The organism is Allobosea sp. GW821-FHT10B12 (assembly GCF_059415545.1).
This window is the reverse complement of record NZ_JBWKNL010000003.1, coordinates 200,019-220,035: the sequence shown is the minus strand read 5'-3', so window position 1 is coordinate 220,035 and position 20,017 is coordinate 200,019. Positions and strand designations below refer to the sequence as shown.

The following is a 20,017-nucleotide window of genomic DNA, read 5'->3' as shown; positions in this document are numbered from 1 at the left end:
CTCCCCCTGCCCAAGGAGCCATGATGCGGGCAACTGACGGCAAGGCCATGACGAAGGATGCAAAGGCGACAACGGTGCGCGGGCTCGACGAGCAGATCTGCTTTGCGGTTTATTCGGCGGCCCATGCCTTCAACCGGGCCTACCGGCCGTACCTGGCCGAGCTCGGGCTGACCTATCCGCAATATCTGGTCATGCTGGTGCTGTGGGAGCAGGACGATCAGAGCGTGAAGGCGATCGGCGAGCGGCTGATGCTCGATTCCGGCACGCTGACACCGCTGCTGAAGCGTCTTGAAGGGAACGGCCTGATCCTGCGCAAGCGCGGCCGCGAGGACGAACGGCAGGTGCTGGTCGAGTTGACCGAAGCGGGCCACGCCTTGCGCGAGAAGGCAGGGCGCGTGCCCAACCCGGTGCCCTGTGCGGTCGAGGACAGCGCTGTCCCACCGGGACGTCTGCTGGGCGATGTCCAGGCTCTACGCGAAGCGCTATTGCGCAGGGCGGTCGCCGAGGACTAGGGCCTGGCCGGGCAGGGTCGGCGATCCCGAAAATATTTCTTCGCAGATCCGCTGTGACGGCCAGCCTTCATGGGCCGTGCCGGGCCTCGCTGCGCGTCAAAACCTTCGTCTTTACGGATAGTTAACCTTAACGGGCTGTGATGCTCACAGGCTCGGGCAGAACCGCGTCTGCTGCGTTGGATCCGTTGACGCCCATATTGTCCCATGCTATCCCAAATCATCCCGTCGAAACCGACAGGCAAGCAACAAGTCAGAGCCCGTGTGCCGCGCGGATTTTGGCTGACGGCCCTGCCATGTCGGGATCGGCGGGAGTATCGATCGCCGGCCCCTGCCGGCTCGTTTCGCGCCCTTGCGGTGCAGTTGGTAGCCCGATCCGGAGGCGGCGTTGACGGACCGCTTCGTCTCCCATTTCACCAACAGGCTCGACGCCAAGGGGCGGGTCTCGATCCCGGCGCCTTTCCGGGCCGTGCTGGCGAAGGACGGCTACGAGGGGCTCTATGTCTATCCGGCGCTCGATCAGGCCAGCCTCGATTGCGGCGGCCATGCGCTGCGGGCGACGATCGACGAGATCCTGTCGCGCTTCTCGCCTTTCTCGGAGGAGTGGGAGTCGCTTTCGACGGCGCTGAACGGCACCTCGGAGGTGTTGAAGGTCGATCCCGAAGGGCGGATCATGCTGAGCGAGACGCTGAAGGCGCATGCCGGCATCGGCGACACCGTCGCCTTCGTCGGGCAGGGCCACAAGTTCCAGATCTGGGAACCGGAGCGCTTCAAGGCGCATCTCGAGGAAGCCAGGGCGAAGCTGCGCGACGTCCGGCGCACACTCGGCGCGAGGCCGGCGGCATGACCAGCGAACCCCATATCCCGGTGCTGATGGAAGAAGCGCTCGATGCGCTCGCCCTGAAGGCCGGCGGCCGCTATCTCGACGGCACCTTCGGTGCCGGCGGCTATTCGCGCGCGTTGCTCGAGCGCGAGCCGAAGGCGCTGCTGCTGTCGCTCGATCGCGATCCGAGCGCGATCACTGGCGGCGCCAGCCTCGTCGCGGCGATGGGCGGGCGGCTGACCCTCGCCGAGGCCCGCTTCGGCGCCCTGGCCGAGGAGGCCGAGCGCTTCAAGATGACCCCACTCGACGGCGTCGTGCTCGATATCGGTGTCTCGTCGATGCAGCTCGACCAGGCGCAGCGCGGATTTTCCTTCCGTTTCGACGGGCCGCTCGACATGCGCATGGAGGCGGGCGGGCAGAGCGCGGCCGAACTCGTCAACGAAGCCGATGAGGGCGTGCTCGCTAACATCGTCTATCACTATGGCGAGGAGCGGCGCTCGCGCGCCGTGGCACGGGCCATCGTCGAAGCCCGGCGCAAGGCGCCGATCACCACGACCAAACAGCTCGCCGACCTCGTCGCCGGCATCGTCCGGGGTGAGCCGGGCGGCGCCCATCCGGCGACGCGGACCTTCCAGGCGCTACGCATCGCGGTGAATGACGAGCTCTGCGAGCTGGTCCGGGCGCTGCACGGCGCCGAGGCCGCGCTCGGGCCGGGCGGGCGGCTGTCCGTCGTCACCTTCCATTCGCTCGAGGACCGGATCGTCAAGCAGTTCTTCACCGAGCGCTCGGGCAGGGCGCCAGCCGGCTCACGCCACGCCCCGGCGATGGCGGCGGCGCCGGCGACGTTCAGGCTGGTCACCAAGGGGCCGGTCGCGCCATCCGAGGCCGAGACCCGGGCCAATCCGCGCGCCCGCTCGGCCAAGCTGCGCGCCGCCGAACGGACCGAGGCGCCGCCGCGCGCGCCCGATCCCGACCTGATCGGCCTCGCTGTCGTGCCCGCGCCGCAAACCCGCCGGAGGAGCTGAGCGTGATCAAGCTCTTGCACATCATTGCCATCGGCGCGCTGGTCTCCTCGGCGGTCTACGCCTACTCGATCAAATACGAGACGACCTTGCAGGCCGAGCAGCTGCAGAAGCTGAAGGCCAAGGCCCAGCGCGAGCGCGAGGCGATCGCGGTGCTGAAGGCCGAATGGCAGTTCCTCAACCGCCCGGAGCGGCTGCAGGCGCTGGCCGACAAGCATCTCGATCTGCAGCCCCTGACGACGGCGCAGATCGTGCGCCTGTCCGACATTCCCAATCGCGGGCCGAAGGTGGATTCGATCGGCCGCAAGCTCGAGGATCTCGGCCTCGGCCTGCCGACCGAGACGCCGAGGGACCGCAAGAGCAACACCGCGACGACGCCGGGAGCCCGCCCATGAGCCAGGAGGTCAACAACCAGGCCGGGGCACCTGAGATCGTCGCGCCGACGGTCGCCAGGCCCGAGGTGGTGAAGCGCAAATGGCGCTTCCGCACCGAATGGCTGCGCGACATCTTCCGGATGAGCGGCGAGAAGAGCGAGCCGCGCGTCGGGCTGGTCATCCTCGGCTTCAGCGGGCTGTTCGTGGCGATCGTCGCCCGGCTCGTCATGCTCGGTGCGTTCCCGGGCGACCAGGTCGGCCTGCGCCGGGCCACCTCGAACGCGATCTCGGCGGCGCGCCCCGACATCCTCGACCGCAACGGCGTCCAGCTCGCCACCGATATCCGCACCGTCTCGGTCTTCGCCGAACCGCGCAACATCCTCGACAAGGACGAGGCGACCGAGCTTTTGACCGCGGTCCTGCCCGATCTCAACGCCAAGGAACTGCGCGACAAGCTCAGCACCAAGAAGGGCTTCGTCTGGGTCAAGCGCGAGATCACGCCGCGCCAGCAGGCCGAGGTCCACCGGCTCGGCATTCCCGGCGTCGGCTTCGTGCCCGAGAACAAGCGCGTCTATCCGAACGGCAATGTCGCCGCCCATGTGCTCGGCTTCGCCAATGTCGACAATGTCGGCATCGCCGGCATCGAGAAATACATCGACTCGCAGGGCCTGCAGGACCTGAACGGCGCGGGCTTCGCGGTCCAGGCCTCGGATCTCAAGCCGGTGCAGCTCTCGATCGACATGCGCGTCCAGCACCTCCTGCGCGACGAGCTGGTCAAGGGCCTGGAGAAATACCGGGCGATCGCGGCGGCCGGCGCTATCATGGACGTCAACACCGGCGAGGTGATCGCGCTGGTCTCGCTGCCCGATTTCGATCCCGGCAACCCGGTCGACGCGCTGGAGAAGGACCGGATCAATCGGATGAATGTCGGCGTCTACGAGATGGGCTCGACCTTCAAGGCGCTGACCATCGCGATGGCGCTCGATTCCGGCAAGGCCAACATCAATTCGAGCTACTCGACCGCCGGCGGCATGATGCGGTTCGGCCGACAGGTCATCAAGGAATACCACGGCACCGGCCGCACGCTGACGGTGCCGGAGGTGTTCCTGCATTCGTCGAACATGGGCTCGATCAAGATGGCGCTCTCGGTCGGCGTCGAGGGCCACAAGGCCTTTCTGAAGAAGATGATGCAGCTCGACCGCATGACGACCGAACTGCCGGAGAGCGCGGCGCCGATCGTCCCGCAGCGCTGGGGCGAGATCAACACCGCGACGATCGCCTTCGGCCACGGCCTCGCGGTGGCGCCGCTCCAGGCGCTGGCCGCGGTCGGCGCGCTGGTCAATGGCGGCTACCTGATCAAGCCGACCTTCCTGAAGCGCACCGAGGAAGAGGCCAAGAAGGACGCGATCCGCGTGATCAAGCCGGAGACCTCGGAGGCGATGCGCTACATCATGCGCATCAACGGCGAGAAGGGCTCGGCCCGGTTCGCGAACATCCCGGGCTATTTCGTCGGCGGCAAGACCGGCACGGCCGAGAAGGTCATCAATGGCCGCTACGCCAAGAACAAGAACTTCACGACCTTCACGGCGATCGCGCCCTCGGACAAGCCGCGCTATGTCTTCCTCGCCATCTATGACGAGCCGAAGGGCTATGCCGAGAGCGGCGGCTACTCGACCGCGGCCTGGAACGCCGGCAAGACCACCGGCAAGGTGATCGAGCGGGCGGCGCCCATCCTCGGCATGGCACCGCGCTTCGACCCGCCGCCGGCGCCGTTCCCGCTGATGGCCAGGCTCGGGGCGTGGGGCTCGCGCTGAAGGGGGCGTCATGCTCGGGCTTGACCCGAGCATCTCTGGACGGAAGGGAGCTTGATCCTGCATGAGCTTCTCGGGTCTACGCTTCGCTTCGCCCGAGAATGACGCGCGGGATTTCGCGCCCGGCAAGGACATACGCTTTTGACGGACATCAGCTTCAGCCTCGACCAACTCTTCCCGGGAGCCTTTGCTGAAGCGAGCGAGCGCCGCATCACCGGTGTCGCCTTCGACAGCCGCAAGGTTTCTGCTGGCGATGCCTTCGTCGCGCTCGCCGGCGCCAAGGCCGATGGTGCCCGCTTCATCACCGACGCGGTCCAGCGTGGCGCGGTCGTGATCGTCTCCGGCGGGCCGCGCCCGGCCGATCTGCCTGGTGACGTGGCCTACGCCCAGGTCGCCGATCCCCGGCTTGCGCTCGCGCTCGCTGCGGCCAAGGTGCATCCGCGTCAACCGGGCACGGTCGTCGCCGTCACCGGCACCAGTGGCAAATCCTCGGTCGCCGAGTTCACCCGCCAGATCTTCAAGGCGCTTGGCCGCAAGGCGGCGAGTGTCGGCACAATCGGCATCGTCACCGAAGACGGGGCCGATTACGGCTCGCTGACCACGCCCGATCCAATTTCACTGCATGCGTCGCTGGACAAACTCGCCGCCGACGGCGTCACGCATCTCTCGATGGAAGCTTCCTCGCACGGGCTCGACCAGCATCGCCTCGATGGCGTCAAACTTGCCGCTGGGGCCTTCCTCAATCTCGGCCGCGACCATCTCGACTACCATCCGAGTGTCGAGGACTACCTTTCGGCCAAGCTCCGGCTGTGGGAGCTGCTGCCCGCCGGCGCGCCCGTGGTGATCAATCGCGACGAGCCCTATGCCGACAAGGCCGAGGCATCGGCGAAGGCCGGCGGCCATCCCGTGATCGGCATCGGCAGGCAAGGTGATCGCCTGAAACTGCTCGATGTCGCCCGTGAGGGCTTCTCGCAGCGCCTGACCGTCGCGGTCGACGGTGCGGCGATCGAGGTCGTGCTGCCGCTGGTCGGCGATTTCATGGCCGGCAACGCACTGGTCGCCGCCGGGCTCGCGATCGCGACGGGCGAGGATGCTGCGGCCTCGGTGCGTGCCATCGCCGGCCTGCAGGGTGTGCCGGGTCGGCTGGAGCGGGTCGGCGAGCACAATGGCGGGCTGGTGGTGGTCGACTATGCCCATAAGCCCGATGCGCTCGCGGCGGTGCTGAAGACCCTGCGGCCCTATGCCAGCGGCCGGCTGATCTGCGTCTTCGGCTGCGGCGGCGATCGCGACCGCGGCAAGCGCCCGCTGATGGGGAAGATCGCCGCCGACGGCGCCGATATCGCGATCGTCACCGACGACAATCCGCGCAGCGAGGATCCGGGCGCGATTCGCGCCGAGGTTCTGGCGGCGGCGCCGGAGCGTCTCGAGGAGATCGGCGACCGCGCCGAGGCGATCATGGCCGGTGTCACGATGTTGCAGCCTGGTGATGTCCTCGTCGTTGCCGGAAAAGGCCATGAAAGCGGCCAGATCATCGGCGATCGGACACTGCCGTTCTCGGACCATGAGGTGGTCCGGGAGGCGATCGCGGCCTTGGCTGGGGGAAGACGGGGATGACCACCGAACCGCTGTGGACCGGCGCACGCCTGATCGAGGCGATGGGCGCCCGTTCGCAAGGGCCTGTGCCGGCCGCAGTGACCGGCGCCTCGATCGACACCCGGACGCTCGAGCCGGGCGACGCCTTCTTCGCTATTACGGGTACCCGCGACGGGCATGACTTCGTCACGGCCGCGCTCGACAAGGGTGCGGCGCTCGCCGTGGTCGACGAAGCGCATGCCGGCGCCTTCCCGACCGATGCGCCGCTCGCCATCGTCCCCGGCGTGCTTGCTGGCATGGAACAGGCCGGCATGGCGCGCCGGGCGGAGTTGACCGCCAGGGTCGTTGCCGTCACCGGCTCGGTCGGCAAGACCGGCACCAAGGAGGCGTTGCGCCTCGTGCTCTCGCGCCAGGGCAAGACGCATGCGCCGGTCGCCTCCTACAACAACCATTGGGGCGTGCCGCTGACATTGACGCGGACGCCGCGCGACGTGCGCTACGGCGTCTACGAGATCGGCATGAACGCGCCCGGCGAGATTCTGCCGCTGGCGAAGATGGTCCAGCCCGATGTCGCCGTGATCACCACGATCCAGCCGGTGCATCTGGCCGCCTTCGAATCGCTGGAGGGGATCGCCCGCGAGAAGGCGGCGATCTTCGGCGGGTTGAAGGCAGGCGGCACCGCGATCATCAATGCCGACATCGCGCAGACCGGCCTCTTGCGCGAGCTGGCGCTCGCCGCCGGGGCAGGGCGCGTCATCTCCTTCGGCGAGAGCGAACAGGCGGATGTGCGGCTGCTCGGCTGCGCGCTGAAGCCGGACGTTTCGACCGCCAATGCCAGCGTGATGGGCCGGGCGGTGACCTACAAGCTCGGCAGCCCGGGCAAGCACATCGTCCTCAATTCGCTTGCCGTGCTGGCGGCGGCAGAGGCGCTCGGCGCCGATCTTGCCCTCGCCGCATTGGCGCTTGGCGATCTGGTGCCGCCCTCGGGCCGCGGCGCACGGCAGGTGCTGCATGCGCCGGCCGGCCCGTTCACGCTGATCGACGAGAGCTATAACGGCAACCCCGCCTCGATGCGGGCCGCGATCGAGAATCTCGGCCGCATGCCGGTGGCCGGCAGAGGGCGGCGCATCGCCGTGCTCGGCGACATGCTGGAGCTCGGCGAAACCGCGCCGGAGCTGCACAAGGGGCTCGCCGACGCGGTCACCGGCAACGGCATCGACCTCGTCTTCGCCTGCGGCCCGCTGATGAGATCCCTCTACGACGCCTTGCCTTCGCACCGCCGCGGCGCTTATGCCGCACAGGCGAGCAGCCTCGAGCCTTATGTGCTCGATGCGGTCCGCGCCGGCGACGTCGTCACGGTGAAGGGCTCGCTCGGTACGCGCATGGGGCCGATCGTCAAGGCGATGACGGCTCGCTTTCCGGTCGTCCAGGCCGACGACTGAGTAAGGAACAGAATTCGATGCTGGTCTGGCTCGCCGACTTCGCGGTGCATTTCCCGGTCCTCAACGTCTTCCGCTACATCACCTTCCGCGCCGGCGGGGCGACCGCGACGGCGCTGCTCTTCGTCTTCTTCTTCGGACCGGCGGCGATCTCCTGGCTCCGGATCAAGCAGGGCAAGGGCCAGCCGATCCGTACCGACGGGCCGGAATCGCATCTCGCCAAGCGCGGCACGCCGACCATGGGCGGGCTGATGATCCTGACCGGGCTGTTCGTCGCGACGCTGCTCTGGGGAAATTTACGCAACCCTTACGTCTGGATCGTGCTCGGCGTGACCGCGAGCTATGGCGCGATCGGCTTCTACGACGACTTCCTCAAGGTGACGAAGCAGTCGCATAAGGGCTTCTCCAGCAAGGCGCGCCTCGGCCTCGAGATCGTCATCGCGCTCGCCGCCTGCACGGCGATCATGCAGGTCAGCCCGACCTCGATCGCCAGCGGCTTCGCCATGCCGTTTCTGAAGGAGCTGATGATCCCGCTCGGCATCCTGTTCCCACTGGTGACCGCCTTCGTCGTGGTCGGCGCCGGCAATTCGGTGAACCTGACCGACGGGCTCGACGGGCTCGCCATCGTGCCGGTGATGATCGCTGCCGGCACCTTCGGCTTCATCGCCTATCTCGCCGGTAACGCCATCTTCGCCAACTATCTGCAGATCCACCATGTGCCGGGTGTCGGCGAGCTCGCCGTGATCTGCGGCGCGATGATGGGGGCGGGGCTCGGCTTCCTCTGGTTCAATGCGCCGCCGGCCCAGATATTCATGGGCGACACCGGCTCGCTCGGCTTGGGCGGCATGCTCGGCACCATCGCGGTTGCGATCAAGCACGAGATCGTCCTCGCCATCGTCGGTGGCCTGTTCGTGGTCGAGGCGCTTTCGGTGATCATCCAGGTCGCGGTGTTCAAGCGCACCGGCAAGCGCGTCTTCCTGATGGCGCCGATCCACCATCATTTCGAGAAGCTGGGCTGGACCGAGCCGCAGGTGGTGATCCGCTTCTGGATCATCTCGGTGGTGCTAGCGCTGGTCGGCCTCGCCACGCTGAAGCTGCGTTGAGCATGTCCCGCAAAAGTGGAAACCACTTTTGCGATCAGGACATGCTCCAACTTTCAAGTGAGGGCATGATGTCACCCGAAAACCGGTTCCCACTTTTCGGCATCATGCCCGTATGACACCCGTCACAGTCTTCGCCGGCAAGACGCTCGCGCTGTTCGGCCTCGGTGGCTCGGGCCTGGCGACGGCGCGCGCGCTCGTTGCCGGCGGGGTTGAGGTCGCCTGCTGGGACGATAATCAGGCGAGCCGCGACAAGGCGGTGAGCGAGGGGCTCTCCGTCGTCGACCTCGCTAACGCCGACTGGTCGGGCTTTGCCGCCTTCGTGCTGTCGCCCGGCGTGCCGCTGACCCATCCCGCGCCGCACTGGACGGTCGAGAAGGCCAAGGCCGCGAATGTCGCGGTGATCGGCGACATCGAGCTGTTCTTCCTGGAGCGGGCGACGATCGCACCCGGCGCGCCGGTGATCTGCATCACTGGCACCAATGGCAAGTCGACCACCACGGCGTTGATCGCGCATGTGCTCGAGGCGGCCGGCCGCGACGTGCAGATGGGCGGCAATATCGGCACCGCCGTGCTGGCGCTGGAGCCGCCGGCCTTGGACCGCATCCATGTCGTCGAGTGCTCTACTTTTCAGATCGATCTGGCCCCCTCCATAAAACCGACGGTCGGCATCCAGATGAACCTGACGCCTGATCATCTCGACCGGCACGGCACCTTCGAAGCCTATGGCGCGATCAAGGAGCGGCTGGTCGCAGCCTCCGACATCGCGGTGATCGGCGTCGACGACGAGCCGTCGAAGCAGATGGCGCGCCGGCGCGCGGTTTCGGGCAAGCCGCTCGTGAAGATCAGCGGCGAGCAGCCGCTCGACGAGGGCGTCTTTGCCGGCGTCACAGCCAATGCCGGTCAGCTCGATACGCGCATCGTCGAGGTCAAGGACGGCAAGCCCAGGGTGGTCGCCAATCTCGCCGGCATCGGCTCCTTGCGCGGCAGCCACAATGCCCAGAACGCGGCGGCTGCCTTCGCCGCCTGCGCTGCGCTCGGGCTGACGGCCGAGAAGATCGCCGCCGGCTTCAAAAGCTATCCGGGGCTGAAGCATCGGATGGAGGAGCTCGGCCGGATCGGCCGCGTCGTCTTCATCAACGATTCCAAGGCGACCAATGCCGACTCGACCGAGAAGGCGCTGACCTCCTTCCGCGAGATCTTCTGGATCCTCGGCGGCAAGGCCAAGGAGGGCGGGATCGAGTCGCTCAGGCGCTATTTTCCCAACATCGCCCGGGCCTATCTGATCGGCGCGGCGAGCGACCTCTTCGCCACGACCTTCGACGCCGATGGCCGTGTCGCTTACGAGCGCAGCGGCACGCTCGACGTCGCCGTCGCCGCCGCGACAAAAGACGCGCTGGCGCAGCAGGGCAGCGGCGAGATCGCGGTGCTGCTCTCGCCGGCCTGCGCCTCCTATGACCAGTTCCCGAATTTCGAGGTCCGTGGCGACGCGTTCAGGGCACTGGTCAAGGCGTTGCCGGGGTTCGAGGCGGTCGCGGCGCCTTAGGCTTTTGCTATTCAGTTTGCGTCATTCCGGCGCTCCGCTTGGTTGCGGCCGGAATGACGGCGGAGGAAAGTTGAACTGAATCCGAAGCCATGATCGAGGATATCGATCTGGAGGATTATCACTGATGGCCATCAAGCTTCATTCGAGCTTCGCCGTGCATCCCGGCGCGTGGCTGAGGACCGAAATCGTCGAGCCTTACGGCCTGAGCGTGACTGTCGCGGCCGAGAAACTGGGCGTGACGCGGCAGGCGATGAGCAATCTCCTGAACGGCAGGGCCGCCTTGTCGGCCGAGATGGCGATCCGGTTCGAAAAGGCGTTCGGTGTCCGGGCGGAGACGATGCTGCGAATGCAGGCGGCGCATGATCTCGTCGAAGCCCGCGCCCATGAAGACGAGATCAAGGTGGAGCGTATCGCAGCGCTGGTTTAGCGGCCACCTAGGGTGGGCGCCGACATCTGGGAGACTTTCATGCCCAAGATCGACCTTGCCGCCGTCCCCGAGCGCAAGGGCTCGGGCTATCCAAAGCCCTTCGACGCCCCGTGCGCCGAGCGCATCCGCAAGCGCCTCGGGAATGCAGGCGGCCTGAGCGATTTCGGCGTCAACCTGATGCGGCTGCCGCCGGGCGGCTGGTCGAGCCAGCGTCACTGGCATTCGCATGAGGACGAGTTCGTCTATCTGCTCGAAGGCGAGCTGGTGCTGGTCGAGGACGACGGCGAGACCGTGCTGCGCGCCGGCGATTGCGCCGCCTTCGCCAAGAACAGCGGCAACGGCCATCACATGATCAACCGCTCGGACAAAGTCGCGGTCTATCTCGAGGTCGGCAGCCGCCACCCAGCCGATCTGACCACCTGCTCCGACATCGACATGATGAGCGCCAATGCCGACGGGCGCTTCGTGCACAAGGATGGCACGCCCTATCCGGAGACTTAGGCGGCCGGTCTTCGCTCGCGCCGCTCCGGCTCCGACTGATGCAGATAGACGGCGAAGGTGTCCCAGGGCGGCGTGATCGAGAGCTGCCACAGGATGCGGCAGACCTCGCCGCGATGGACCGCGGAATGCAGGGCGACATGCAGCAGCATCTCCTGCCGTGTCATGCAGCCCTTGTCGCCATCGGTGAAGCTGAACGCCACCGCTTCGGACAGCGCTTCCGGCGTGACCGTCCGGACATAGTCTCGGTACCAGCGGTCCGTCGCCGCGAGAGACAAGCGGAGCTCATCGAGAGACGGTGTTTCGGCCGTATTGTCGGATGTGTGGCCGTGGTCGGTGCCGGTGAGATGCCCGGCGAAGATCCGGGCGACGACATGGTAGTGGCCGACCAGCCGCAGTGCGGTCTCGCGCTCGGCTGCCTGTGTCGCTCCGTCGAGCAGCGCCAGCTTGTCGAGCAGGTCGTGGTTCGCCCACGCCTGGTAGCCATAGAGGGTCTGCAGCAGCTCGCTCATGGTCGTTGGCCCCGTCGGAGAAATGTGAGTAATGTCCTCATATTCGGAGCCGAGGCGCCTGATTTGTCTACTCGCATCGCCAAAGGGCGGTTCTCGATGCGCAAGGAGCCGCGCCAGGCGCGATCGCGGGCGACGGTGGAGGCGGTGATCGAGGCCGGGGCTCGCATTCTGAGCAAGCAGGGCTGGACCGGCTTCACCACCAACAAGGTCGCCGAGGCCGCCGGCGTCAGCATCGGCTCGCTCTACCAGTACTTTCCCGACAAGCTCTCGCTGGTCGACGCGATCCGGCGGCGGCATATCGACGACAGCCTCGATGCCGTCAGGAGCGCTCTGGCGGAGACAGACTCCCTCGCGGAATTCGTCAAAACCCTCGTGGCCAACCTCATCGAAGCGCACAGTATCCACCCGGGACTGCACAGGGTGTTGCTGGATGAGGTCCCCGGCCTCGAGGCCTATCGCCATCCGAACAATCAGATCGAGGCGCAATACCTTGCCCTCTATGCGGAGGCGGCGGCGACCTATGGATGGTCCGAGCGGGGCGCGACCGCCGGGCTTGTCATCTCTGACGCGATCGACGGCGTGATCCACAATGCGGCGCGTCGTGGCAGGCTGCGCGAGCCGCAGGTCCGGGATGAGCTCGTCAGGATGATCTGTGCCTATCTGGCGGATCGGGGCGAGGCCTAGAATTGGCGGGAAAAGAACCGATGAGTGAAGGCAGCGGCGGCAACTCCGGCAATCCTGAGATTCGCGCGTTGCTCGATCGATGCCTACAGGCGGATGTGGGCTGGGTCGAGCTGATCAAGGAAATCCGGAACCGCTACGGATCAAGCCTTCCCGAAGCCCAGGAACTGGCCCTGTCTCACGACGAATGGCGGCGCTGGGTTGCGAGACGATTGAACGTCGATCAGCGTTGCAAGAAGCAGGCATGGCGACATATTCGTGATCATGGAGAGGCCTCTTTTTTTGTCCAGCGAGGCGATCGGATAGAATTCCGCTGAGCTAGCGGGTCCCGGGGGCAAGGCTCGACTCGGAATCAATCGGTTAACCATTCATTGACAGAGTGATTCGCCGGAGCGGGCGCCTTCGATCTGCCTGCCCGGTACGGAGCCTTGTAAACGATGGTCTCGCGCGCAGAACCGAGCCTGAGCGGCCGCTGGTGGTGGTCGATCGACCGCGTCATCCTGACGACGCTGGTGACACTGATGGTCTCGGGCGTCGTGCTGCTGATGGCGGGCGGCCCGCCGGTCGCCGAGCGGTTGGGCCTCTCGACCTTCCATTTCGTCAACCGCCAGGTGGTCTATCTCTTGGTGGCGCTGGCGATCTTCCTCTCGACCTCGTTGCTGGCGCCGCGCCAGGTGCGCCGCATCGCGCTCCTCGTTTTCGTACTGTCTCTCGCCGGCGTGGTCGGCACGCTCTACTTCGGCGTCGAGGTCAAGGGCGCCAAGCGCTGGCTGACGCTCGGCCCGCTCGGTTCGGTGCAGCCTTCCGAATTCCTCAAGCCCGCCTTCGTGGTGCTCGCGGCCTGGGCCTTCTCCGAGGGCCATCGCCGGCCGGAACTGCCGGGCACGATCATCGCCTTCCTGCTGCTGCCGATCACCATCGTGCCGCTGGTGCTGCAGCCCGATTTCGGCCAGACCATCCTGGTCACCCTGGTCTGGGCCGGGCTGTTCTTCGTGGCCGGCCTGCACTGGTTCTGGGTGATGGGGTTAGGGGGCGTCGGCGCGGTCGGCCTGTTCATCGCCTATGAGCTCGTCCCGCACGTGCGTGCGCGTATCGAGCGCTTCATGGACAAGGGCTCGGGCGACACCTTTCAGGTCGACACGGCGCTTGAGAGCTTCGCCCAGGGTGGCTGGTTCGGCAAAGGTCCGGGCGAGGGCACGGTCAAGCGTATCCTGCCCGACGCCCATACCGACTTCATCTTCGCGGTGACCGCCGAGGAATTCGGCATCGTCGTCTGCATGGTGCTGGTGCTGCTCTTTGCGGTCATCGTGCTCAGGGCGCTGTTCGTGGCGCAGCGGGCCGAGGATCCGTTCGTGCGCCTCGGCGTCACCGGCCTCGCCCTCCTGTTCGGCATCCAGGCGGCGATCAACATGATGGTGAACCTGCACATGATGCCGGCCAAGGGCATGACCCTGCCGTTCATCTCCTATGGCGGCTCCTCGCTGATCTCGCTGGCGCTCGGCACCGGCTTCCTCCTGGCGCTGACCCGCAAGCGACCACGCGCCGAGAACTTCGGCGAGACGGGGCGGCGCTCGTGAGCGCAGGAGCGCAGGCGCCGCTCGTCGTGCTCGCCGCCGGCGGCACGGGCGGGCACCTCTTCCCGGCGGAGGCGCTGAGCCACGCCTTGCACAGCCACGGCGCCAGGGTGGCGCTGATCACCGACACGCGCGCCGCCGAATACGCCGGCAACTTCCCGGCCGAGTCGATCCATGCCGTGCCGGCGGCGACGCCCTCGGGCAAGTCGCCGGTCGCGATGGCGAAGGCGGCGCTGGTGCTTCTGCGGGGCGGGCTGGCGGCGCGGCAGGCGATCAGGCAGCTCAGCCCAGCCATCGTCGTCGGGTTCGGCGGCTATCCGACGGTGCCGCCGGTCTTCGCAGCGGCGCTGATGGGCGTGCCGACCATGGTGCACGAGCAGAACGCGGTGATCGGCCGGGCCAACCGCTTCCTCGCCAGCCGGGTCAAGGCGATCGCGACCGGCTTCGCCGAGGTTGGCGGATTAACGCCGGACCAGGCGGCAAAATGCGCGCAGGTCGGTAATCCCGTGCGGCCGGCGGTGATCGACGCGGCCTCGCCCTATGCCGAACCGGAGGGACGGCTCAACCTGCTCGTCTTCGGCGGCAGCCAGGGCGCGCGGGTGATGGCCGACATCGTGCCGCCGGCGATCCAGCTGCTTTCGGCAGAAGAGCGCAGCCGCCTCGCGATCGTCCAGCAGGCGCGGGCCGAGGACGACGAGCGGGTGCGCAAGATCTATTCCTCGCTCGGCATCAAATTCGAGCTGGCACCCTTCTTCAAGGACATGCCGGCGCGGATGGCGGCGTCGCATCTGGTGGTCGCGCGCTCGGGCGCCTCGACCATCGCCGAGCTCACGGTGATCGGCCGGCCCTCGCTGCTGGTGCCGTTGCCAGGCTCGCTCGACCAGGACCAGGCCGCCAATGCCGCCGTGCTCGCGAGAGCGGGCGGAGGGATGATGATCCTGCAGAACGATTTCTCGCCGCGGCGCCTTGCCGCCGAGCTTTCCATGCTCCTCGCCGAGCCGTTGCGCTTGACGGCGATGGCTCAGGCCGCCAAGAGCGCGGGCATACCGGATGCGGCCGACCGCCTGGCGCGGCTCGTGCTGCAGACCGCCCAAAGCTGATTATCTCAGGACGCGATACATCATGAAGCTGCCGCCGAAGCTCGGCTCCATCCATTTCGTCGGCATTGGCGGCATCGGCATGTCCGGCATCGCCGAAGTCCTGCACAATCTCGGCTACAAGGTACAGGGCTCGGACGCCTCCGACGGCGCCAACGTCAAGCGCCTGGCGCAGAAGGGCATCACGACCTTCGTCGGCCACAAGGCCGAGAACATCGGCGAGGCCGAGGTCGTGGTGGTTTCGACCGCGATCAAGCGCGACAATCCCGAATTGATGGCGGCGCGCGAAAAGCGCCTGCCCGTGGTGCGCCGCGCCGAGATGCTGGCCGAGCTGATGCGGCTGAAGAGCTGCGTCGCCATCGCCGGCACCCACGGTAAGACGACGACGACCTCGCTGGTCGCGACCCTGCTCGAGAAGGGCGGGCTCGACCCGACCGTGATCAATGGCGGCATCATCAACGCCTACGGCACCAATGCCCGCATGGGCGAGAGCGACTGGATGGTGGTCGAGGCCGACGAATCCGACGGCACCTTCCTGAAGCTGCCGGCCGACGTCGCGATCATCACCAATATCGATCCCGAGCATCTCGACCATTTCGGCACCTTCGACGCGATCAAGGCGGCCTTCCGCTCCTTCGTCGAGAACCTGCCGTTCTATGGCTTTGCGGTGATGTGCATCGACCATCCGACGGTGCAGGGCCTCGTCGGCCAGATCGAGGACCGCCGCGTCGTCACCTATGGCGAGAACCCGCAGGCCGATTTCCGCCTGATCGACATCGACCTTTCCGGTGGGCAGGCGAAGTTCACGCTCCTCATCCGCGACCGCAAGACCGGCCGCGACGAGGTGGTGCGCGATCTCGTCATGCCGATGCCGGGCCACCACAACGCGCTCAACGCCACCGCCGCGATCGCCGTCGCCTATGATCTCGGCGTGCCTGTCGAGCAGATCCGCGCCGGGCTCGCCGGCTTCGGCGGGGTGAAGCGCCGCTTCACTAAGACCGGCGAGTGGAACGGCGCGCTGATCTTCGACGATTACGGCCACCATCCGGTCGAGATCGCGGCCGTGCTCAAGGCGGCACGCGCCTCGACCAAGGGCAAGGTGATCGCGGTGATGCAGCCGCATCGCTATAGCCGCCTGTCGAGCCTGTTCGCCGACTTCGCCGCCTGTTTCAACGACGCGGATTCGGTGATCATCGCCGATGTCTATGCCGCCGGCGAGCAGCCGGCTCCGGGCATCGACCGCGATTCGCTGGTGGCGGCGATCAAGGCGCGCGGCCATCGTCACACCCTGCCGCTCGAATCCCCCGACAAGCTCGCCGGCATGGTCGCCGAGCTGGCCGGGCCGGGGGATTACGTGGTCTGCCTCGGCGCGGGCAACATCACGCAATGGGCTTATGCGTTGCCGGGAGAACTCGCTTCTCTTCCTTCTCCCCTCGGGGGAGAAGGTGGCAGCGCGAAGCGCTGACGGATGAGGGCCGGTCGTGGAGCGCAAGAACACGACCGGTACTCTCTCCTTCGCCCGCGACCAGCGCCGTGAGCCGACCCGCGCCGAAGCGATCTTTTGGCAGGCGGTGCGCGGCCGTCGCTTTGCCGATCTCAAGTTCAAGCGCCAGATGGCGATCGGGCCGTTCATCGCGGATTTCTGCTGCCACGAACTTCGGCTGATCGTCGAACTCGATGGCGAGCCTCACGAGACTGACGAAGCGCAAAAGCGGGATGCACGGCGGGATGCGTTTCTCAGACACGAGGGCTATCGGGTCTTGCGCTTTTCGAACGAGCGGGTTCTAGGAAACCTCGAATTCGTCCTGCGCGAGATTGCCGAACATGTCGGCCTCGTCGGGCGGCCCTCATCCGACCCGGCTTCGCCGGGCCACCTTCTCCCCCGAGGGGAGAAGGAGACGCGCGGGTAAGCTCATGCCTTTCCAAGACATCATCCCCGACATCCGCGCTGCCGCGCCCGAGCTGCGCGGGCGGCTTCTCGCCAATCAGGAGATGGCGGGGCTGACCTGGTTTCGGGTCGGCGGGCCGGCGCAGATTCTGTTCACCCCGGCCGACGAGGCTGATCTCGCCTATCTGCTCGGCAAGCTGCCGGCCGAGATTCCGGTCACCGTGGTCGGGCTCGGCTCGAACCTGATCGTGCGCGATGGCGGCATTCCCGGTGTGGTCATCCGCCTCGCCGGCAAGGCCTTCGGTGAGATTACGCGCGAGGACGGCGACCGGCTGCGTGCCGGCACCGCCGTTCCCGACGTGAAGGTGGCGCGGGCCGCCGCCGACGCTTCGCTCGACGGGCTCGCCTTCTATCGTGGAATTCCCGGCTGCATCGGCGGGGCGCTCAGGATGAACGCCGGCGCGCATGGCGGCGAAACCACCGACGTGCTGGTCGAGGCGCGCGGCGTCACCCGCAAGGGCGAGATTGTGACGCTGTCGCATGCCGATATGGGCTTCAGCTACCGCAACAGCGCTGCGCCGCTCGACATCATCTTCACCTCGGCGCTGTTCCAGGGCCGGCCGGGCGACCAGGCCGCGATCCTCGCCGAGATGGACCGGGTGACCTCGGCGCGCGAGGCGGCGCAGCCGATCAAGGAGCGCACCGGCGGCTCGACGTTCAAGAACCCCGAAGGCGGCAAGGCCTGGCAGTTGATCGACGCGGCCGGCTGCCGCGGCCTGCGCATCGGCGGGGCGCAGGTCTCCGAGATGCACTGCAACTTCCTGATCAACACCGGCGGCGCGAGCGCCGCCGATATCGAGGGGCTGGGCGAAGAGGTCCGCCGCCGGGTCAAGGACAATTCAGGCTACGAGCTGCACTGGGAGATCAAGCGCTTTGGTGTTGCGGCCTGACCGGCACCACTGCTTCGCCGGCCTTGCGCCGGGACAGCATGATGCCGGCGACGGTCGAGCCGAAGATGATGGCGATGCCGAGCCATTGCTGGGCGTTGAACCACTCATTCAGCAGGGCGGCGCCGAGGAAGGTCGCGACCAGCGGGCTGAGCAGGCTCAGGAAGGCGACACCCGTGCCGATCGTGGCGATGCCGCGCACCCAGAGCCAATAGGCGAAGGCGGTGCCGATCACGACGAGGTAGGTCAGGCCGGCGAGGTTGCGCAGGGTCGGCACCGGCGGCAGGCCCTCGACCAGAAGCGCGACCGGCAGGAGCAGCAGCCCGCCAAGGGTGAGCTGCCAGGCGGCGAGCGCCAGCGGCGTGCCGACCTTGCCCCAGCGCTCGATCAGCACCGTGCCGGTCGCCATCGAGGCGGCGCCGATAAGCGCCGCGACGACGCCGATCGCATCGAGCTTCACCGTGTCGTCGATCACGAGCAGGCCGACGCCGACCGTGCCGGCGAGCGCGGCGAGCACCTGTCCGACGCCGGGCCTGCGTAGCAGCAACGGCCAGGCGAGGAAGGCGACGATCAGCGGCTGCATCGAGCCGAGCGTGGCGGCGAGGCCGCCCGGCAGGCGCGAGGCGCTGAGGAAGAGCATGCCGAAGAACAGGCCGATATTGGCAAAGCCGATGATGGCGAGCGGCAGGAGCTTGTCGCGCGGCGGCAGCCCGGGGCCGAGCAGCATCAGCAGGATGCCGGCCGGTAAGGCGCGCAGCGCCCCGACCAGCAGCGGGTGCTCGACGGGGAGCGTCTGGGTGAAGACGACATAGGTCGAGCCCCAGAGGATGGGCGCCAGGATCGTCGCGAACAGGATACGGGTCTTGTTGTCGGCCATGATCGTGACCTTTCGGGATGAACAGTTGCGGCACTCAGGCCGGGAAGGAGCCGGGGAAAGCGGTTTCCGCCAGGGGACGCCGTGGGCTCGGCCATTCGCGTTCGCGCAGCTGCGGCGGCAGCGTCTCGGGATCGGCCCGACGGCCGAGCGCGACGGCGATCTCGATGCGGAATCGGGACGGCACCGCGAGCGCCTCGCGGGCGGCCCCGACGTCGATGCCAGCCATTGCATGGGCGTGATAGCCGAGCCGGACGGCCTGCAAGGCGATGTGCGACCAGGCGGCGCCGGTGTCGAAGCTGCGGATCGGTGAAGCCTGCGGCTGCTGCGCGGCATCATCCGCCCCCGTATCCGACAGCACGAAGACGAGCGCGGAGGCGGAACCCGCCCAGCTCTGGTTGAAGCTGTCGAGCAGCGAGACGAAGCGCTGCCAATGCGCATCGCCGCGCTGCGCATAGAGGAAGCGCCAAGGCTGCTCATTATAGGCCGAGGGCGCCCAGCGGGCGGCTTCCAGAATGGTCAGCAGCGCCTCGGCGGGCATTGCTTCCGGGTGGAAGGCGCGCGGCGACCAGCGCTCAATGAAGATCGGGTCGATCGGGAATGCGGCAGTTCTGTCCATCATCGTCTCGCTCTCGCGTGGTTTGCGGCAGCGGTGGGCGGCTGCTAAGGTTTGTCCGAAGTCTGATAATTCGATATCGAATTATTTGATGAAGGATAATTAGGCGCGGGATTTCCATGAGTCAAGCTGACGAGGTGGGGCAGGGCGGGCCACTCGATTCGATCCTGGCGCAATGGCGGCGCGCGCGGCCGGATATCGACCCGAGCCCGATGGCGGTCTGCGGGGCGATCTGGCGGGCGGCCGAGCGGGTTCGGCTCGGTGTCGGGCGCAATCTCGCCGGCGAGGACCTCGACTTCGCCGGCTTCGACGTGCTGATGACCCTGCGCCGTCAGGGCGAGCGTGGCGGCTCATTGACCCCGTCGGAGCTCGCCAAGGACATGATGCTCTCGACCTCGGCGATGACGAATCGGCTCGACCGGCTGGAGAAGCGCGGGCTGATCGCAAGGCAGGCCGATCCACAGGATCGTCGCAGCCTGCGCATCGTGCTGACGCCCGAAGGTTTTGCGCTGATCGAGCGGCTGGTGGTCTCGCATGTGGCGACGGAAGAGGGGCTGATTTCGACGCTCAGCACGTCCGAGCGCGGGCAGCTCAAGGCGCTGCTGGCCAAGGTCGCGGCCGGGGAAGGGGAGTGAGTCCGGCGCGCAACAGCTGCTCGCGCATTAACCGGCAGGGTACATCGTTAA

22 protein-coding genes are annotated in these 20,017 nt (G+C 67.2%); 19 read left to right on the top strand and 3 right to left on the bottom strand.

Annotated features, from left to right (window positions below):
• Positions 1-23: 23 nt before the first annotated feature.
• From AC07O0_RS10860 to AC07O0_RS10810, 11 genes are all read left to right on the top strand, one after another.
• A complete protein-coding gene (locus AC07O0_RS10860; protein WP_494622811.1) occupies positions 24-512 on the top strand; it encodes a MarR family winged helix-turn-helix transcriptional regulator in 489 nt (162 codons plus the stop codon).
• Between the two features lie 385 nt (positions 513-897).
• Entirely contained in the window at positions 898-1,356 is a 459-nt protein-coding gene (locus AC07O0_RS10855; RefSeq protein ID WP_494622809.1) for a division/cell wall cluster transcriptional repressor MraZ, read from the top strand.
• The gene (gene rsmH, locus AC07O0_RS10850; RefSeq protein WP_494622807.1) at positions 1,353-2,357 is read left to right on the top strand and encodes a 16S rRNA (cytosine(1402)-N(4))-methyltransferase RsmH; all 1,005 of its coding nucleotides are present in this window, start codon (positions 1,353-1,355) and stop codon (positions 2,355-2,357) included. Before AC07O0_RS10855 ends, rsmH begins: the two co-directional genes overlap by 4 nt.
• 2 nt (positions 2,358-2,359) lie before the next feature.
• Positions 2,360-2,749, top strand: coding sequence for a cell division protein FtsL (gene ftsL, locus AC07O0_RS10845; RefSeq protein ID WP_494622805.1), 390 nt, complete (start codon positions 2,360-2,362; stop codon positions 2,747-2,749).
• A complete protein-coding gene (locus AC07O0_RS10840; protein ID WP_494622803.1) occupies positions 2,746-4,542 on the top strand; it encodes a peptidoglycan D,D-transpeptidase FtsI family protein in 1,797 nt (598 codons plus the stop codon). The genes ftsL and AC07O0_RS10840 overlap by 4 nt, the downstream gene beginning before the upstream one ends.
• Before the next feature lie 147 nt (positions 4,543-4,689).
• The gene (locus AC07O0_RS10835) at positions 4,690-6,153 is read left to right on the top strand and encodes a UDP-N-acetylmuramoyl-L-alanyl-D-glutamate--2,6-diaminopimelate ligase (protein WP_494624177.1); all 1,464 of its coding nucleotides are present in this window, start codon (positions 4,690-4,692) and stop codon (positions 6,151-6,153) included.
• Positions 6,150-7,574 carry a UDP-N-acetylmuramoylalanyl-D-glutamyl-2,6-diaminopimelate--D-alanyl-D-alanine ligase gene (locus tag AC07O0_RS10830; protein WP_494622801.1) on the top strand — a complete coding sequence of 475 codons (1,425 nt, stop codon included), beginning with the start codon at positions 6,150-6,152 and terminating at the stop codon, positions 7,572-7,574. The genes AC07O0_RS10835 and AC07O0_RS10830 overlap by 4 nt, the downstream gene beginning before the upstream one ends.
• Positions 7,575-7,591: 17 nt before the next feature.
• Positions 7,592-8,674: a phospho-N-acetylmuramoyl-pentapeptide-transferase gene (mraY, locus tag AC07O0_RS10825; RefSeq protein ID WP_494622799.1), complete on the top strand. Its 1,083-nt coding sequence runs from the start codon at positions 7,592-7,594 to the stop codon at positions 8,672-8,674.
• 112 nt (positions 8,675-8,786) lie between these two features.
• Complete coding sequence (murD, locus tag AC07O0_RS10820; RefSeq protein WP_494622797.1) at positions 8,787-10,217, top strand: UDP-N-acetylmuramoyl-L-alanine--D-glutamate ligase; 1,431 nt, start codon at positions 8,787-8,789, stop codon at positions 10,215-10,217.
• A 124-nt stretch (positions 10,218-10,341) separates the two neighbouring features.
• Positions 10,342-10,644, top strand: a complete 303-nt coding sequence (locus AC07O0_RS10815) for a HigA family addiction module antitoxin (RefSeq protein ID WP_494622795.1) — start codon at positions 10,342-10,344, stop codon at positions 10,642-10,644.
• Positions 10,645-10,683: 39 nt separating this feature from the next.
• A complete protein-coding gene (locus AC07O0_RS10810; protein ID WP_494622793.1) occupies positions 10,684-11,145 on the top strand; it encodes a cupin domain-containing protein in 462 nt (153 codons plus the stop codon).
• Here AC07O0_RS10810 and AC07O0_RS10805 read toward each other — a convergent pair.
• Positions 11,142-11,654 carry a DinB family protein gene (locus AC07O0_RS10805; protein WP_494622791.1) on the bottom strand — a complete coding sequence of 171 codons (513 nt, stop codon included), beginning with the start codon at positions 11,652-11,654 and terminating at the stop codon, positions 11,142-11,144. The genes AC07O0_RS10810 and AC07O0_RS10805 overlap by 4 nt on opposite strands.
• A 96-nt stretch (positions 11,655-11,750) precedes the next feature.
• Here AC07O0_RS10805 and AC07O0_RS10800 point away from each other — a divergent pair, with 96 nt between their 5' ends.
• The 7 genes from AC07O0_RS10800 to murB all read left to right on the top strand — a co-directional run bounded on the left by AC07O0_RS10800 (position 11,751) and on the right by murB (position 17,844).
• A complete protein-coding gene (locus tag AC07O0_RS10800; RefSeq protein ID WP_494622789.1) occupies positions 11,751-12,338 on the top strand; it encodes a TetR/AcrR family transcriptional regulator in 588 nt (195 codons plus the stop codon).
• A 20-nt stretch (positions 12,339-12,358) separates the two neighbouring features.
• Positions 12,359-12,652, top strand: coding sequence for a hypothetical protein (locus AC07O0_RS10795; RefSeq protein ID WP_494622787.1), 294 nt, complete (start codon positions 12,359-12,361; stop codon positions 12,650-12,652).
• Positions 12,653-12,772: 120 nt separating this feature from the next.
• Positions 12,773-13,912 carry an FtsW/RodA/SpoVE family cell cycle protein gene (locus AC07O0_RS10790; protein ID WP_494622785.1) on the top strand — a complete coding sequence of 380 codons (1,140 nt, stop codon included), beginning with the start codon at positions 12,773-12,775 and terminating at the stop codon, positions 13,910-13,912.
• Complete coding sequence (murG, locus tag AC07O0_RS10785) at positions 13,909-15,009, top strand: undecaprenyldiphospho-muramoylpentapeptide beta-N-acetylglucosaminyltransferase (RefSeq protein ID WP_494622783.1); 1,101 nt, start codon at positions 13,909-13,911, stop codon at positions 15,007-15,009. Before AC07O0_RS10790 ends, murG begins: the two co-directional genes overlap by 4 nt.
• A 22-nt stretch (positions 15,010-15,031) precedes the next feature.
• Positions 15,032-16,471 carry a UDP-N-acetylmuramate--L-alanine ligase gene (gene murC / locus AC07O0_RS10780; RefSeq protein WP_494622781.1) on the top strand — a complete coding sequence of 480 codons (1,440 nt, stop codon included), beginning with the start codon at positions 15,032-15,034 and terminating at the stop codon, positions 16,469-16,471.
• 16 nt (positions 16,472-16,487) lie between these two features.
• The gene (locus tag AC07O0_RS10775; RefSeq protein ID WP_494622779.1) at positions 16,488-16,916 is read left to right on the top strand and encodes an endonuclease domain-containing protein; all 429 of its coding nucleotides are present in this window, start codon (positions 16,488-16,490) and stop codon (positions 16,914-16,916) included.
• A 4-nt stretch (positions 16,917-16,920) separates the two neighbouring features.
• Positions 16,921-17,844 (top strand): UDP-N-acetylmuramate dehydrogenase, encoded by a 924-nt coding sequence (gene murB, locus AC07O0_RS10770; RefSeq protein ID WP_494622777.1) that lies wholly within the window; start codon positions 16,921-16,923, stop codon positions 17,842-17,844.
• On the opposite strand, the gene AC07O0_RS10765 is transcribed toward murB, so the two are convergent.
• Both AC07O0_RS10765 and AC07O0_RS10760 read right to left on the bottom strand, forming a co-directional pair.
• Entirely contained in the window at positions 17,819-18,718 is a 900-nt protein-coding gene (locus AC07O0_RS10765) for a DMT family transporter (protein WP_494622775.1), read from the bottom strand. The two genes, murB and AC07O0_RS10765, sit on opposite strands and share 26 nt — an antisense overlap.
• Positions 18,719-18,752: 34 nt before the next feature.
• Entirely contained in the window at positions 18,753-19,334 is a 582-nt protein-coding gene (locus tag AC07O0_RS10760) for a nitroreductase family protein (RefSeq protein WP_494622773.1), read from the bottom strand.
• A 116-nt stretch (positions 19,335-19,450) separates the two neighbouring features.
• Between AC07O0_RS10760 and AC07O0_RS10755 the strand changes: the two genes are divergently transcribed.
• Entirely contained in the window at positions 19,451-19,966 is a 516-nt protein-coding gene (locus AC07O0_RS10755; RefSeq protein ID WP_494622771.1) for a MarR family winged helix-turn-helix transcriptional regulator, read from the top strand.
• Positions 19,967-20,017: the final 51 nt, after the last annotated feature.

Bases quoted from the DNA above. Each gene is read 5' to 3' on its own strand.
- AC07O0_RS10800 (WP_494622789.1), top strand. From the start codon at position 11,751: ATGCGCAAGGAGCCGCGCCAGGCGCGATCGCGGGCGACGGTGGAGGCG.
- mraY (WP_494622799.1), top strand. From the start codon at position 7,592: ATGCTGGTCTGGCTCGCCGACTTCGCGGTGCATTTCCCGGTCCTCAAC.
- murB (WP_494622777.1), top strand. From the start codon at position 16,921: ATGCCTTTCCAAGACATCATCCCCGACATCCGCGCTGCCGCGCCCGAG.
- AC07O0_RS10755 (WP_494622771.1), top strand. From the start codon at position 19,451: ATGAGTCAAGCTGACGAGGTGGGGCAGGGCGGGCCACTCGATTCGATC.
- AC07O0_RS10810 (WP_494622793.1), top strand. From the start codon at position 10,684: ATGCCCAAGATCGACCTTGCCGCCGTCCCCGAGCGCAAGGGCTCGGGC.
- AC07O0_RS10805 (WP_494622791.1), bottom strand. From the start codon at position 11,654: ATGAGCGAGCTGCTGCAGACCCTCTATGGCTACCAGGCGTGGGCGAAC.
- AC07O0_RS10795 (WP_494622787.1), top strand. From the start codon at position 12,359: ATGAGTGAAGGCAGCGGCGGCAACTCCGGCAATCCTGAGATTCGCGCG.
- AC07O0_RS10860 (WP_494622811.1), top strand. From the start codon at position 24: ATGCGGGCAACTGACGGCAAGGCCATGACGAAGGATGCAAAGGCGACA.
- rsmH (WP_494622807.1), top strand. From the start codon at position 1,353: ATGACCAGCGAACCCCATATCCCGGTGCTGATGGAAGAAGCGCTCGAT.
- AC07O0_RS10815 (WP_494622795.1), top strand. From the start codon at position 10,342: ATGGCCATCAAGCTTCATTCGAGCTTCGCCGTGCATCCCGGCGCGTGG.
- murD (WP_494622797.1), top strand. From the start codon at position 8,787: ATGACACCCGTCACAGTCTTCGCCGGCAAGACGCTCGCGCTGTTCGGC.
- AC07O0_RS10840 (WP_494622803.1), top strand. From the start codon at position 2,746: ATGAGCCAGGAGGTCAACAACCAGGCCGGGGCACCTGAGATCGTCGCG.
- AC07O0_RS10830 (WP_494622801.1), top strand. From the start codon at position 6,150: ATGACCACCGAACCGCTGTGGACCGGCGCACGCCTGATCGAGGCGATG.
- AC07O0_RS10765 (WP_494622775.1), bottom strand. From the start codon at position 18,718: ATGGCCGACAACAAGACCCGTATCCTGTTCGCGACGATCCTGGCGCCC.
- murC (WP_494622781.1), top strand. From the start codon at position 15,032: ATGAAGCTGCCGCCGAAGCTCGGCTCCATCCATTTCGTCGGCATTGGC.
- AC07O0_RS10790 (WP_494622785.1), top strand. From the start codon at position 12,773: ATGGTCTCGCGCGCAGAACCGAGCCTGAGCGGCCGCTGGTGGTGGTCG.
- AC07O0_RS10760 (WP_494622773.1), bottom strand. From the start codon at position 19,334: ATGGACAGAACTGCCGCATTCCCGATCGACCCGATCTTCATTGAGCGC.